17 protein-coding genes are annotated in these 14,087 nt (G+C 60.2%); 8 read left to right on the forward strand and 9 right to left on the reverse strand.

Features of this window, described 5'->3' with window-relative positions; genetic code table 11:
• The first annotated feature begins 240 nt into the window (after window positions 1-240).
• Together KP808_RS17510 and KP808_RS17515 are read left to right on the forward strand one after the other, a co-directional pair.
• A complete protein-coding gene (locus tag KP808_RS17510) occupies window positions 241-420 on the forward strand; it encodes a hypothetical protein (RefSeq protein WP_005746724.1) in 180 nt (59 codons plus the stop codon).
• 138 nt (window positions 421-558) lie between these two features.
• A complete protein-coding gene (locus KP808_RS17515) occupies window positions 559-1,758 on the forward strand; it encodes an MFS transporter (RefSeq protein WP_230016578.1) in 1,200 nt (399 codons plus the stop codon).
• Between the two features lie 259 nt (window positions 1,759-2,017).
• Here the strand turns inward: KP808_RS17515 and arfB are convergent, their stop codons facing one another.
• The 8 genes from arfB to KP808_RS17555 all read right to left on the reverse strand — a co-directional run bounded on the left by arfB (window position 2,018) and on the right by KP808_RS17555 (window position 9,158).
• Window positions 2,018-2,431: an alternative ribosome rescue aminoacyl-tRNA hydrolase ArfB gene (gene arfB, locus KP808_RS17520; RefSeq protein WP_003314723.1), complete on the reverse strand. Its 414-nt coding sequence runs from the start codon at window positions 2,429-2,431 to the stop codon at window positions 2,018-2,020.
• Between the two features lie 31 nt (window positions 2,432-2,462).
• Window positions 2,463-3,872, reverse strand: coding sequence for an amino acid permease (locus tag KP808_RS17525; RefSeq protein WP_219169742.1), 1,410 nt, complete (start codon window positions 3,870-3,872; stop codon window positions 2,463-2,465).
• A 271-nt stretch (window positions 3,873-4,143) separates the two neighbouring features.
• Window positions 4,144-5,370: a 23S rRNA pseudouridine(2605) synthase RluB gene (gene rluB / locus KP808_RS17530; RefSeq protein WP_005781848.1), complete on the reverse strand. Its 1,227-nt coding sequence runs from the start codon at window positions 5,368-5,370 to the stop codon at window positions 4,144-4,146.
• Window positions 5,371-5,554: 184 nt separating this feature from the next.
• Complete coding sequence (locus KP808_RS17535; protein WP_005767716.1) at window positions 5,555-5,746, reverse strand: DUF1289 domain-containing protein; 192 nt, start codon at window positions 5,744-5,746, stop codon at window positions 5,555-5,557.
• Between the two features lie 304 nt (window positions 5,747-6,050).
• Window positions 6,051-6,818, reverse strand: a complete 768-nt coding sequence (scpB, locus tag KP808_RS17540; protein WP_122257994.1) for an SMC-Scp complex subunit ScpB — start codon at window positions 6,816-6,818, stop codon at window positions 6,051-6,053.
• A 15-nt stretch (window positions 6,819-6,833) separates the two neighbouring features.
• Window positions 6,834-7,532, reverse strand: a complete 699-nt coding sequence (locus KP808_RS17545; protein ID WP_170855934.1) for a segregation and condensation protein A — start codon at window positions 7,530-7,532, stop codon at window positions 6,834-6,836.
• Window positions 7,533-7,651: 119 nt separating this feature from the next.
• Window positions 7,652-8,281, reverse strand: coding sequence for an L-threonylcarbamoyladenylate synthase (locus KP808_RS17550; protein WP_002554456.1), 630 nt, complete (start codon window positions 8,279-8,281; stop codon window positions 7,652-7,654).
• A gap of 13 nt (window positions 8,282-8,294) precedes the next feature.
• Window positions 8,295-9,158 (reverse strand): PHP domain-containing protein, encoded by an 864-nt coding sequence (locus KP808_RS17555; RefSeq protein ID WP_122281828.1) that lies wholly within the window; start codon window positions 9,156-9,158, stop codon window positions 8,295-8,297.
• Between the two features lie 65 nt (window positions 9,159-9,223).
• On the opposite strand from KP808_RS17555, the gene KP808_RS17560 reads away from it, so the two are divergent.
• The 6 genes from KP808_RS17560 (at window position 9,224) to KP808_RS17585 (ending at window position 13,421) form a co-directional block, all read left to right on the forward strand.
• Complete coding sequence (locus KP808_RS17560) at window positions 9,224-9,820, forward strand: septation protein A (RefSeq protein ID WP_002554458.1); 597 nt, start codon at window positions 9,224-9,226, stop codon at window positions 9,818-9,820.
• Window position 9,821: 1 nt separating this feature from the next.
• Window positions 9,822-10,121 carry a YciI family protein gene (locus KP808_RS17565; RefSeq protein ID WP_230016579.1) on the forward strand — a complete coding sequence of 100 codons (300 nt, stop codon included), beginning with the start codon at window positions 9,822-9,824 and terminating at the stop codon, window positions 10,119-10,121.
• Between the two features lie 143 nt (window positions 10,122-10,264).
• Window positions 10,265-10,678: a hypothetical protein gene (locus tag KP808_RS17570; protein ID WP_058399941.1), complete on the forward strand. Its 414-nt coding sequence runs from the start codon at window positions 10,265-10,267 to the stop codon at window positions 10,676-10,678.
• A gap of 7 nt (window positions 10,679-10,685) precedes the next feature.
• Window positions 10,686-11,363: a response regulator transcription factor gene (locus KP808_RS17575; RefSeq protein WP_002554461.1), complete on the forward strand. Its 678-nt coding sequence runs from the start codon at window positions 10,686-10,688 to the stop codon at window positions 11,361-11,363.
• A gap of 109 nt (window positions 11,364-11,472) precedes the next feature.
• Window positions 11,473-11,985, forward strand: a complete 513-nt coding sequence (locus tag KP808_RS17580; protein ID WP_058399939.1) for a Spy/CpxP family protein refolding chaperone — start codon at window positions 11,473-11,475, stop codon at window positions 11,983-11,985.
• An 86-nt stretch (window positions 11,986-12,071) separates the two neighbouring features.
• On the forward strand, window positions 12,072-13,421 hold the full coding sequence (locus KP808_RS17585) for a sensor histidine kinase (RefSeq protein WP_058409650.1): 1,350 nt from the start codon (window positions 12,072-12,074) through the stop codon (window positions 13,419-13,421).
• Here KP808_RS17585 and KP808_RS17590 read toward each other — a convergent pair.
• On the reverse strand, window positions 13,418-13,978 hold the full coding sequence (locus KP808_RS17590) for a nitroreductase family protein (RefSeq protein WP_230016580.1): 561 nt from the start codon (window positions 13,976-13,978) through the stop codon (window positions 13,418-13,420). The genes KP808_RS17585 and KP808_RS17590 overlap by 4 nt on opposite strands.
• Between the last annotated feature and the right edge of the window lie 109 nt (window positions 13,979-14,087).

Raw genomic sequence — 14,087 nt, forward strand, 5'->3', positions numbered from 1 at the left:
GAGCGACGACGATGCATGAAATCCCTAACTTCCCACCAGGCCAACAGGAACCACAACAGTCGACCCTGGCTCAACAGGAGCTTGGTCAACCTGTCGCAATGAAAGCAGCACCCTCGGCTCAAGACAGCCAGAAAGCCGGAAGCAAAGACTGAAGGCGATTGTTTTCAGGCGTATCGAAAAACGGTTCTGCCGATTTTCAATACGCCTGGAAAACCAGCAACAGGCAAACAGCAGATTTTTATGAGCGACTTCACTGAAACGCAAGCCAACGCCCTGATTGGCACCGCCGAGAAAATGATCGAAATCTGGTCACGCCTCAGCCCGGAAAAACAGAGCGCCCTGCTCGCCCGTTTCGGTACTCAGGAAAACGCCTTGGCCGCCCTCGTGACCACTCAGCTTGTAGCCCCGGCAGACAAATAACCCCCCATTTGCCGTTTATTTCACTTCGTTGCTCCTGCACCTCGCGATGCGTCGGTATGATGAGCACTTCGAGAGCTTGCTAAGGGTTTTTCCCTGCCCGCTCGAACGCCATACCCGCACAGAACGAAAGCCTGCCCCATGCCCGAGACACAGCAAACCACGCCGCAAACCCCTATGGCTGTTACCCAGACCGTCATTTCCATCGTGATGTTCACGTTCATCGGCTACCTGAATATCGGTATTCCGCTTGCCGTATTGCCAGGCTACGTCCACAGCGATCTGGGCTTCGGCGCGGTTATCGCAGGCCTGGTGATCAGCGTGCAGTACCTGGCGACGTTGATCAGTCGGCCGTGGGCGAGCCGCATCATCGACAATCTGGGCAGCAAGAAAGCCGTGCAGATCGGCCTGACCGGCTGCGGGCTGAGCGGTATATTCATGCTGGTGCCGGTCTGGCTGGACAGCTGGCCGATGACGAGCCTGATCATTCTGCTGATTGGCCGGGTGATTCTCGGCAGCGCGGAAAGTCTGGTAGGTTCGGGTTCGATTGGCTGGGGCATTGGCCGGGTCGGCGCGCAGAACACTGCAAAAGTGATCTCCTGGAACGGTATCGCCAGCTACGGCGCTCTGGCCATCGGCGCACCGCTGGGTGTCTGGATGGTTAACTCGCTCGGGTTGTGGACAGTGGGGGTCAGCATCATGCTGCTCTGCGCACTGGGCTTATACCTGACCTGGCACAAGCAGGCCGCACCGATTGTGCCGGGTGAACGGTTGCCGTTCATGCATGTGCTGGGGCGAGTGTTTCCACACGGCATGGGCCTGGCGCTGGGCGGCATTGGCTTCGGCACCATCGCAACCTTTATCACCTTGTACTACGCGAGCAACCACTGGCCGAATGCGGCGCTGTGCCTGACCCTGTTCGGTGGCAGCTTCATTGCGGCGCGCCTGCTGTTCGGCAACCTGATCAATCGTCTGGGCGGCTTTCGGGTGGCGATTGTCTGCCTGTCAGTGGAAAGCCTGGGGCTGTTGCTGCTGTGGATGGCCCCCACTCCGGAGCTGGCACTGGCTGGCGCGGCGTTGACCGGTTTCGGGTTCTCGTTGGTGTTTCCCGCGCTGGGCGTGGAAGCTGTGAACCTCGTCCCCGCCTCCAGCCGAGGCGCTGCGGTCGGCGCTTACTCGCTGTTCATCGACCTGTCCCTGGGCATCACCGGCCCACTGGCAGGCGCGATTGCCGCAGGCTTCGGCTTTGTCTCGATCTTCCTGTTCGCAGCGCTGGCGTCACTTACCGGGCTGGCGTTGAGCGTCTATCTGTACAAGCAGACGCAGATATTGCGCTACTGATGATCGGTTCCGGTCATCGTTCCCACGATCCAGAACGGCATGCGACGCGGAGCGACGCATGATAGTTGGGATTATCGTTCCGCACGCTCCAGCGTGGGAATGCAGGTCTCGACGCTCTGCGTCGCCGAGAGAACGCAGAGCGTCCGGAAAGGCATGCGACTCAGAGCGTCGCACGATATTCGGGCTGATCGTTCCCACGCTCCCGCGTGGTAACGCCGTTCTGGACGCTCTGCGTCCGATCTTGAAGGGCCAGCCGTACTCAGAAATCCACTTTGCCGCGTCCGGCCTTGATCGAGCCGCGTTTGCTCTTGGACTCCAGACGGCGGGTCTTGGAACCCAGGGTCGGCCGTGTCGGGCGGCGTTTCTTTTCGACTTTGGCGGCGTTGACGATCAGTTCGCTCAAGCGCAATAACGCGTCGGCGCGGTTCTGTTCCTGAGTGCGGTATTGCTGGGCCTTGAGCACGATCACACCATCGCTGGTGATGCGACTGTCACTCAACGCCAGCAGCCGCTCCTTGTAGAACGGCGGCAGCGACGAGGCGTTGATGTCGAAACGCAAATGCACGGCGCTGGAGACCTTGTTGACGTTCTGCCCTCCTGCGCCCTGGGCACGGATAGCAGTCAATTCGATCTCGGCGTCCGGCAGATGGACATTGTTGGAAATCACCAGCATCGGGGCATCTTCTTTTCTGCTACAGGCACGGTTATTTGCCAGTCTTGGCATTCACGACAACGCTACGCCTGTTCTTGGCTCGATAACACACCCACATGACCGCCAGCCAGACCGGTATCGCGTAAACCGATATCTGGATGCCGGGAATCATCAGCATGATGCCGAGGATAAACAGCACAAACGCCAGACACACGTAGTTGCCGTAGGGATACCACAGCGCCTTGAACAACGGCACTTGGGCGGTGCGGTTCATGTGCTGGCGGAATTTCAGGTGCGAATAGCTGATCATCGCCCAGTTGATGACCAGTGTGGCCACTACCAGCGACATCAATAATTCCAGTGCCTGCTGCGGCACGAAGTAATTGAGCAGAACCGCCACCACGGTCACCGCGGCAGACGCAAAGATAGCCTTGACCGGCACCCCGCGCCTGTCGACCTGCGCCAGCGCTTTGGGCGCATCGCCCTGCTCGGCCATGCCTACCAACATGCGGCTGTTGCAATAAGTGCCGCTGTTATAGACCGACAGCGCTGCAGTCAGTACCACGAAGTTCAGGATATGCGCCGCCGCATCGCTGCCCAGCATCGAGAACACCTGCACGAACGGGCTGCCGCTATAGGAGTCACCCGAGGCATTGAGGCTGGCCAGCAGGCTGTCCCAGGGCGTCAGCGACAACAACACAACCAGTGCGCCGATATAGAAAATCAGAATGCGGTAGATGACCTGATTGATCGCCTTGGGGATCACGGTCTTCGGCTGTTCGGCCTCGGCAGCGGTGAAGCCGAGCATTTCCAGGCCGCCAAACGAGAACATGATGATTGCCAGCGCCATGACCAGCCCGCCGACACCATTGGGAAAGAATCCGCCGTGTTCCCAGAGGTTGCTGACCGACGCCTGCGGGCCGCCACTGCCACTGACCAGCATGTAACTGCCCAGCGCAATCATTCCGATAATCGCCACCACCTTGATGATCGCGAACCAGAACTCGGTCTCGCCGAACACCTTGACGTTGGTCAGGTTGATGGCATTGATCAGAATGAAGAACGCAGCCGCTGAAACCCAGCTCGGGATGTCCGGCAGCCAGTAATGAATGTACTTGCCGACAGCAGTCAACTCCGACATACCGACCAGGATGTACAGCAGCCAGCAGTTCCAGCCAGACAGGAACCCGGCAAAACCGCCCCAATAATTGTGGGCAAAATGGCTGAACGACCCGGCGACCGGTTCTTCGACGATCATCTCGCCCAGCTGGCGCATGATCATGAAAGCGATGAAGCCACAAATCGCATAACCGAGAATCATCGAAGGCCCGGCCGATTTCAGCACGCCCGCCGACCCGAGAAACAAGCCAGTGCCGATAGCGCCGCCCAGAGCAATCAGCTGAATGTGCCGATTCTTCAGACCGCGCTTCAATTCACCCGAAGGTGCAGTTGTTTCACTCATTCGATAGCTACCTGATTGTTCTTGTTCTGTGACCGAAAAGGACCTGCCGCGCTCGTGGCGCAACAGAATTGCAGCACCCCGGACGGGTAATCCGAAGCATTGAGCAGCAATGATTCACAGAAAAAAGCGCGGCATTGTACACCTGCATACAGGTTGAGGTTTGAAACAGGGAAATGAATGCGCCGGGGCTGTATGACAAGGTTTCTCACATCGCCCTAAACGACAACGCCAGCCCTCGGGGCTGGCGTTGCCATTCATTCACACCACAGGATCACTCAGGCTTGCGACGACCGAAGCCAGGGCGCTGACCCGAACCTGCCGGTGGACCGCGACGCTTGCCTGACGGTGCATCGTCGTTGACCAGCTTGATGCCAACACGCTTTGGCCCAGGCTTGGCAGGACGCTTGTTCATCTCGCTAGGACGCTCGGCGACCGGTGTGCCACGGCTGTTGTCCGCCGGGCGCGGTGCACGCGAACCGGGCTTGCCCGAATCCTTGCGCGGCGAAGGACGCTGCGTGGAATCGCCGCCACGCGGACGATCGCGTTCGCTGCCGGTAATTTGCGGCTGACGCGGTGCGCGATCGCCGGTCGCCGGAGCGCCAGCAGCCGGACGCAAGGTGCGAACGCGCTCGCCTTTGCCCAGAGGGCGCGACGATTGACGCTGCAGACGCTCCATCTTGTCTTTGGTCTTGGCATTCATCTGCGGCTGGGCCACAGGTTGCAGACCGACTTCGGCCGCCAGAATGTCGACTTCGTACTGGCTCATTTCGCGCCAGCGGCCCATCGGCAGGTCGGAGTTGAGGAACACCGGCCCGTAACGCACACGCTTCAGACGGCTGACAACCAGCCCTTGGGATTCCCAGAGACGGCGTACTTCACGGTTACGACCTTCCATCACCACGCAGTGATACCAGTGGTTGAAACCTTCGCCGCCTGGTGCCTGCTGGATGTCGGTGAAACGTGCCGGACCGTCTTCAAGAATCACACCATTCTTGAGGCGCAGCAGCATGTCATCATCGACTTCGCCACGCACACGAACCGCGTATTCGCGGTCCATTTCAAACGATGGGTGCATAAGACGGTTGGCGAGCTCACCGTCAGTGGTGAACATCAGCAGACCGGTGGTGTTGATGTCGAGACGGCCGATGTTGATCCAGCGACCCTCTTTTGGGCGCGGCAGACGATCGAACACGGTCGGACGGCCTTCAGGGTCGTCACGGGTGCAGATTTCGCCATCGGGCTTGTTGTACATGATCACGCGGCGAACCGTTTCGGCTGCTTCTTCGCGCTTGATGACGCGACCATCGACACTGATGGCGTCATGCAGGTCGACGCGTTGACCGAGGGTCGCGTCCTTGCCATTGACCTTGATGCGGCCTTGGGTAATCCAGGCTTCTACGTCACGGCGTGAACCCACGCCAATGCGCGCCAGAACCTTCTGCAGCTTTTCGCCTGCGGGTCCGATTTCCTGGCTGTCCTGCTTGTCTTTTTCACTCATCTGGGCACCTCCCGGTGTGTCGAATCAGGGCTGGCCGAGAACCGGCAAGACCTGTGCCCGGCGCGCTGTGGATAGCGGCAGGGCGAAATACTTGAAAGCCCGGGCGACACTTGATCGCCGAGGGTCGGCCATCATACGCCCCTACGCCGGTTTACGCATCCAGCGTCAGTGGCAAATGCCCGAATCACTTCTTCTTTTTACGACCGGCGGTCTTGAGCTTCGCCAGCCGCTTGGCGGACTCATCGAGTACCGTGCGCTTGTCATCCTTGTCGAGTTTCTTCCAGGCCTTGATTTCACGCTTGCTGCGGCCACAGCCCAGGCAGATATCATCATCGAACTTGCACAGACTGATGCAGGGGTTCTTGGTCGAACTCATGGGCAGCGGCTCTCATGGCGAGTGGTATCAGATGTGACCCTGGGCTGGCGTATGAATTCGACCGAAGTGCGCTGGGCGTTGGCACTACAGTCCTGATTATCGTTCTGCACGCTCCAGGACGAGGTATCAAGAGGACGCAGAACGCTCATGGCTACATACAGGTCTTGTGGGAGCGAGCTTGCTCGCGAAAGGGCCCTTACAGAGTCCGAAAATAGCGAGCCTGCACCATCGCCTTCGCGAGCAAGCTCGCTCCCACGAGACTTGTTTATCACGCTGAACGCTTCAGCGTGGGAGCGCGAGTCAATCAGACCTCATCGTCGCCTTTGTCGTCTTCAGGCTCTGGCTCCGCCCGCAGCAGGTCGTCGAAATCGGTCTTTAGGCCCTGCTCCATCGAATCCAGCTCCACCAGCAGGCTGCGGAAGCTGGTTTCGTCGCGAGGCGCTTCGGGCTCTGCGTCCGGGTCGAGGCTGGCGTCGGCCAGGGCTTGCAGGTGCGCGGGTACGGGGGCGTCTTCGAAATCCAGGACCGGCTCGGTTTCCATCTCGCGCAGGTCGGCCAGCGGTGGCAGCTCATCGAGGCTTTTGAGGTTGAAGTGGTCCAGAAACCCCTTGGTGGTCGCGAACATCGCCGGCTTGCCAGGCACGTCACGATAGCCCACCACCCGAATCCACTCGCGTTCCAGCAGGGTCTTGACGATGTGGCTGTTCACCGCAACACCGCGCACCTCCTCAATTTCGCCCCGCGTGATCGGCTGGCGATAAGCGATCAAGGCCAGGGTTTCCAGCATGGCGCGGGAGTAACGCTGCGGCCGCTCTTCCCACAGCCGTCCGACCCAGGGGGAAAACCGGTCACGAATCTGCAGGCGATAACCCGAAGCGACCTCCTTGAGTTCGAAAGCACGCCCCTCGCAAGACTTACGCAGCACCTCCAGCGCTTTTTTGAACACCGGCGGTTCGGGACGCTCGCCCTCTTCGAACAGCTCATAAAGCCGCTCCAGTGTCTGCGGCTTTCCGGAGGCCAGCAGAAATGCTTCAAGCAGCGGGGCCAGTTCGCGGGGTTCGTTGAGGTTCATGGGTGTGTTCTTGCTCTACTCGGCTCGCGCCCGGACATGGATCGCCGCAAAGGGCTCGTTTTGGACCAGTTCGACAAGTGACTCCTTGACCAGCTCAAGCACCGCCATGAACGTCACGACCACACCCAGACGCCCTTCTTCGGCGGTAAACAGCTCGGCGAACGGCACAAAACCGCCGCCCTTGAGACGTTCCAGGACATCGCTCATGCGCTCGCGGGTGGACAGTGCCTCGCGGCTGACCTGGTGGCTTTCGAACATGTCGCCACGGTGCAGCACTTCGGCCATCGACATCAGCACTTCTTCAAGGCTGACATCCGGCAGCAACTTGCGTGCGCGGGCTTCGGGGGCGTCCAGTTTCGGTACGATGACATCGCGGCCGACCCGGCTCAGGCCGTCAATACCTTCGGCAGCGGCCTTGAAACGCTCGTATTCCTGCAGGCGGCGAATCAGCTCGGCGCGCGGGTCACCTTCTTCCTCTTCGACTTCCGCCGAGCGCGGCAGCAGCATGCGCGACTTGATCTCGGCCAGCATGGCGGCCATGACCAGGTATTCGGCCGCCAGCTCCAGGCGCACGGTTTTCATCAGCTCGACGTAACCCATGTACTGCTTGGTGATCTCGGCAACGGGAATATCGAGGATGTCGATGTTCTGTTTGCGGATCAGGTACAGCAGCAGGTCGAGCGGCCCCTCGAACGCCTCAAGAAAGACCTCCAGCGCGTCGGGCGGGATGTACAGGTCCAGCGGCATCTGCGTGACCGCACGCCCGTAGACCAGCGCGAACGGCAGCTCCTGCTGGGCGTCTGCCTGGCTGTCGACTGCCTCGACGACGGTCATTAAGCGCGTTCACCGAACGGCGTTGGATCACCGCAGCCGACCCGAACCACCTCGGGCTCTCCACCGGCCAGGTTGATGACCGTGGACGCCGAAATACCGCCGATCCCGCCATCAATGATCAGGTCCACCTGATGCTCGAGAATCTGGCGCATCTCGTAGGGATCGCTGAGCGGCACAGTGTCACCCGGCATGATCAGGCTGACGCTCATCAGCGGCTCGCCCAATTGCTCGAGCAAGGCCTGGGCAATGGGATGGCTCGGCACGCGCAGGCCAATAGTGCGGCGCTTGGGGTGCAGCACCAGGCGCGGCACCTCGCGGGTGGCGTTGAGAATAAAGGTGTAAGGCCCTGGGGTGTGCGCCTTGAGGGCACGGAAAGCGCCAGTGTCGACCTTGGCAAAAAGCCCCAGTTGCGACAGGTCGCAGCACATCAGGGTGAAGTTGTGCTTGTCGTCCAGCTGACGCAGGCGGCGGATACGCTCGATGGCGCTCTTGTCACCGATCTGACAACCCAGCGCATAGGACGAATCTGTCGGGTACACCACCAGCCCGCCGGCTTTTATGATTTCCGCGGCCTGTTTGATCAGGCGCGGCTGCGGGTTTTCCGGATGGACCTGGAAAAATTGACTCACGGTAACTTCCTGTTCAGACGGCGGCAGTAGGCTGTTCATGTTTAAATCTGCACCACAAAGGCGGTAGATCTTCAGGCACGGGACGATAAGTGCCGATCTCGCCCCAGTTGCCAGGACCGTGGAAGTCGCTGCCGGCAGAAACCAGCAGACCGAACTCGCGTGCAAGGATGGCCAGGGTCCCCACCTGATCGGCAGGCTGCATGCCATTGACCACTTCTATGGCGTGCCCACCAGCCTGGACGAAATCGCTGACCAGTTTACGCCGTTTACTGCGGGTAAAGTCATAATGTGAAGGATGCGCGAGGCTGACCCATGCACCCGACGCCCGCAAGGTGGCGACGGTTTCTTCCAGCGTTGGCCAGTGCAGCTTCACATCGCCCAGTTTGCCAGCACCCAGCCATTTACGAAACGCCTCGGCGCGGTCCTTGACGAAACCTGCGCGCACCATGAAGTCAGCAAAGTGTGGACGCGCAGGCGCATTACCGCTGTCACCCAGTTCCTGCTGGATCGCGCGAGCGCCTTCCAGCGCGCCAGGCATACCTTTGATCGCCAATTTGCGGCTGATTTCTTCCGCACGCAGCCAGCGCCCTTCATGCAAACGCACGATGGCTTCGGTCAGCGCCGGTGCCTCGGTATCGAATCCATAGCCCAGAATATGGATGGTCGCACCGCCCCAGGTGCAGGACAGCTCCACCCCATTGACCAGCTGCATGCCCAATGAATGCGCTGCCGCGCGGGCCTCTTCAAGCCCTTCGAGGGTATCGTGGTCGGTCAGCGAAAGGACGCGCACGCCATTTTCATGAGCACGGGCAACCAGTGCCGTGGGCGAGAGCGCCCCGTCGGAAGCGGTGCTGTGGCAGTGCAGGTCAACATTCATAGTGGTGCTTTCGTGTTCATTGATGTTTGTTATTATGCCGCCACATCCTGCTTCTGGCTGCCATTGTGAAACAATTCATCGACTTCATCCCGCTGCTCCTGTTTTTCATCGTTTACAAAACCGAGCCGCGTGCCGTGGATATCCTCGGCAATACCTATATGGTAGGCGGCATTTTCAGCGCAACGGCGATGCTGATCATCAGTTCGGTGGTGGTCTACGGCATTCTTTACCTCAAACAGCGCAAGCTGGAAAAAAGCCAGTGGCTCACACTGGTCGCCTGTCTGGTGTTTGGCAGTCTGACACTGGCCTTCCACAGCGAAACCTTCCTGAAATGGAAAGCCCCGGTGGTCAACTGGCTGTTTGCCGTGGCCTTCGCTGGCAGTCATTTCATCGGTGACCGCCCGCTTATCCAACGCATCATGGGCCACGCACTGACCCTGCCAGCGGCGATCTGGACCCGGCTCAACATCGCCTGGATCGTATTCTTCCTGTTCTGCGGCGCGGCCAACCTGTACGTGGCCTTCACCTATCAGGAATTCTGGGTCGACTTCAAAGTATTCGGCAGCCTGGGCATGACCCTGATCTTCCTGGTCGGCCAAGGGATCTACCTGTCACGCCATCTGCACGACACCGCTCCCAATACGACCAAATCCGAGGACTGACATGCTCTACGCAATCATCGCCACCGACGTCGAAAACTCGCTGGAAAAACGCCTCAGCGTGCGCCCGGCACACCTTGAGCGCTTGCACGCGCTCAAGGACGCAGGCCGTCTGGTGATGGCCGGTCCACACCCGGCAGTCGACAGCAACGACCCGGGTGCTGCCGGTTTCAGCGGCAGCCTGATCGTGGCCGAGTTTGAATCGCAAAGCGCCGCCAAAACGTGGGCCGAAGCCGATCCATACGTTGCAGCAGGCGTCTATGCCAATGTCGTGGTCAAGCCGTTCAAGCAAGTCCTGCCCTGATCCCCTCCTCTGACACACAGACACGCTCTGCTTCAACCGAGGCAGAGCCGTGTTGACCCCCGCCTCTTGCTCATCCTTCCCGACACACTGCCGATAACCTGCTCAATGTGCGAATTTACACGGCTCGGTAAAAGGGAGTTCAGATGCGTTCAGGTACGTGGTGTCTGTTGGCAGTTTTGATGGCGACAGGGTTTCAGGTGAACGCCGAGACGGTCACTGAGAGCGGCGCAGTGCAGCCTTTGCACCTGCCCAGCCCCGCCAATCAGATTGCCGACCTTCAGTTGCGGCTCAAGGACAGCGAGCGTCAGCGCGACGAGCTGACACGGCAGTTGCAAAACGTCGACCCGGAACGCGACAACGCCTTGTTGACACGTTTGCGCCAAGAGAACCAAAAGCTCAAGTTGCAGCTCAAAGAAGCACTGTCGGCAGCGCCTCCTCGCTTGCTGACCGAGCAACAACAATGGTTCGTCGCAGGCGGTGGCGTTGCGATGTTCGCCCTTCTGTGCGGTATATTGGTCAGTGGTTGGCGTAGGCAACGTCGGCAGTGGCTAAATTGAGTGAGTCATGAGCGAGCTGTTACTAATTGATGATGATCAGGAGCTGTGCGAGCTGCTGAGCAGTTGGCTGAGCCAGGAAGGTTTTCAGGTGCGCGCCTGTCACGACGGCGCCAGTGCGCGTCAGGCTCTGGCCGATGCAGCTCCGGCGGCCGTGGTGCTGGACGTGATGTTGCCTGATGGCAGCGGCTTGGAGCTGCTCAAGCAATTGCGCAATGACCACCCGGACCTGCCGGTGGTCATGCTCTCGGCACGCGGCGAACCGCTGGACCGCATTCTGGGCCTTGAACTGGGCGCTGATGACTACTTGGCAAAACCCTGCGACCCGCGTGAGCTCACCGCCCGCCTGCGCGCCGTGCTGCGTCGCAGCCACCCGGTGGCGTCGTCTACGCAACTGGAACTGGGCGACCTGACCTTCAGTCCGATGCGCGGCGTGGTCAGTGTCGACGAAAAGGAACTGACCCTCACCGTCTCCGAAAGCCGTCTGCTTGAAGCACTGATGCGCCAGCCCGGGGAACCACTGGACAAGCAGGAGCTGGCGCAACTGGCGCTGGGCCGCAAACTGACGCTCTACGACCGCAGCCTGGACATGCACGTCAGCAACCTGCGTAAGAAAATCGGCCCTCACGCTGACGGTCGCCCACGCATCGTCGCCCTGCGCAGCCGCGGCTATTATTATGCTTTGTAAGTATCTGCCCCCTTACACAAGCTTTACCAAGCGCTGACTGCGCTTGACCTTGATCTCCCTAAACTGGGCTCATCGGCATCGAGCCGCACTAGAGACAAGGAGATACACCATGCGCAAGACCCTGATCGCTTTGATGTTCGCCACTGCCCTGCCCACCGTTGTCATGGCTGCACCGCCACCTCCGCCAGCGGGTGGCCCTGACGCAGATGCGCCGGCAATGCGCCTTGATCGTCCTGATCGTGGCCCAGGTCCAGACATGCGTCGCGGCCCTATGGGCGAGCCAGGCCCTGGTCCGGAAATGCGTCGAGGCCCCGGCCCTCTGCGAGACCTGGACCTGAGCCGTGAACAGCGTCAGCAGATCGACCGGCTGATGCGCGAGCAGAAGCACGAACACCATGAGATCACTCAACGCTATCTGGACAAGATGCCTGCCCCCGAGCAGAAAGCGATGTACAACGAAATCAATGCCAAGCGCGCCGAGACCGACAGCGCCATTCGTGTACTGCTGAGCCCTGAACAGCAGAAGCAGTTCGACGAAATCAAGAAACGGCAGGACGAGCGTCGCGCCGAATGGGCCGAATTCAAAGCCTGGAAAGCGGAAAAAGCTGCAAAGATGCAGTAATGGTCAGGCCGTCTGGCCAGATGACTTGAACCAGACCCGGCATGCATACGCATGCCGGGCTTCTTTATTGAGATCGAGGGAATCCTGTGCGTTCATTGTTCTGGCGAATCCTGGCCAGCTTCTGGCTGGCCATTGCTCTGGTGGGAGGCCTGTCGGTGCTCGTCGGGCACATGCTCAATCAGGATGCATGGATTCTCAATCGTCATCCGGTGCTCAACTCACTGCCGGAACAATGGACCCAACGCTTCGAAGAAAAGGGCGCGGATAACGCTCAGGATTTCCTTCAGGATATCAAACGACGCAATCGTATCGATGTTCAGGTGCTGAGCGACAGCGGCGAGCCTATGGTGCGTGGCACTTTCCCGCCACGCGCCGCTGCGCTCGAAGCGCGCCAGCAGGCCGACGAGGATCAGGGCCGCAAACTGCCCTGGCGCCGTCTGGCAACCGAATACAGCAGTCCGAAAACCGGTGAAACGTACCTGTTCATCTACCGCGTTCCGCACCCGGAGCTCGACGAGTGGCACCGTCAGAGCCTGATGTGGCCGCTGAGTGCGCTGGGTATTGCGCTGGTGGTGCTGACCCTTTTCAGCCTGTTCGTAACGCTCTCGATCACCCGACCGCTGAGCCGTCTGCGCGGCGCGGTGCATGATCTGGGGCAGACCAGCTATCAACAGCACAGCCTCGGCCAACTGGCCAACCGGCGTGATGAATTCGGCGTGCTGGCCACTGACTTCAACCGTATGGGCGCACGCCTGCAAAGCCTTATCGGCAGCCAGCGGCAGCTGTTGCGTGATGTGTCACATGAACTTCGTTCGCCACTGGCCCGGCTGCGTATCGCCCTGGCGCTGGCTGAACGTGCGGAGCCTGCCGAGCGTGAAAAGCTCTGGCCGCGTCTAGGCCGCGAATGCGACCGGCTGGAAGCGCTGATCAGCGAGATTCTGGCCCTGGCGCGCCTCGACGCAGAGCTTCGTGGCCCTGAACCCGTGGACCTCGATGCACTTCTGCAACGCTTGAAAAACGACACGCAACTGGACGGTGTCGACCAGAACATTCGCGTCCAGGTGCAGCATGACCTGCACCTGAAGGGCTGGCCGGACATGATCGAACGGGCGTTGGATAACCTGCTGCGCAACGCTTTGCGCTTCAACCCCACAGGGCAGCGCATTGATCTGCAGGCGAGCCAGGTCGACAGTCAGGTCCGCCTGAGTGTTCGCGATCACGGCCCAGGCGTTGCCGAAGAGCACCTTGCGCAACTGGGCGAGCCGTTTTATCGCGCCCCCGGCCAGACCACGCCCGGTCACGGCTTGGGGCTGGCGATCGCCAAACGCGCAGCGGAGCGACATGGCGGCACTCTGATGCTGGGCAATCACCCGGACGGCGGCTTCATTGCCACGCTGGATCTGCCCAGAGAACCGCTCAGCTCATCATCTGTTTAGCCTTGCCACTCGCTGACAAACCCGCCAACGTCGACTTTCGGGGCTTCGCGCGGCGGGTTCTGCGGGGTGCCGAGGTATAGAAAGCCAATCACCTCTTCGTCGGCCTCAAGCCCGAACCCTTTGGCGACGTGTGGCGTATAGCACAGCTCACCCGTCCTCCAGACCGCGCCGACACCCAGTGCATATGCCGCCAGCAACACGCCGTGGGCGGCGCACCCGGCGGTGATCATCTGTTCCGAACGCGGAACCTTGAAATGGTCTTGCAAGCGAGCGATCACCACCACGACCAAGGGTGCGCGCAACGGTCCCAGACGGGCCTTTTCCAGCGCCTGCGGGGTAATCTCACCGCTACTTTGCTGCAGCGCTTCCACCAACAGCTCGCCCATGCGCTCACGGGCCGTACCTTCGACGGTCAGGAAACGATAAGGCTTGAGCTGTCCATGATCCGGTGAGCGCAGCGCCGCACCGAACATGATTTCCCGCTGCGCAGCATCCGGGGCCGGGTCGACCAGTCGCGGAACCGATACGCGATTGAGCAAAGCGTCGAGCGCCTGCATGGGCGGTCTCCTTGAAAAGTGATCGAGCATTCTAGAGCCTGTTTACCGTCAATAACGAGTGCGACGGACAATTCCTTACCCACTCTGTCGAACCTTGCCCCTGGCTGCA

Source organism: Pseudomonas savastanoi, assembly GCF_020917325.1.
In the GTDB taxonomy this organism is placed as follows: domain Bacteria; phylum Pseudomonadota; class Gammaproteobacteria; order Pseudomonadales; family Pseudomonadaceae; genus Aquipseudomonas; species Aquipseudomonas amygdali.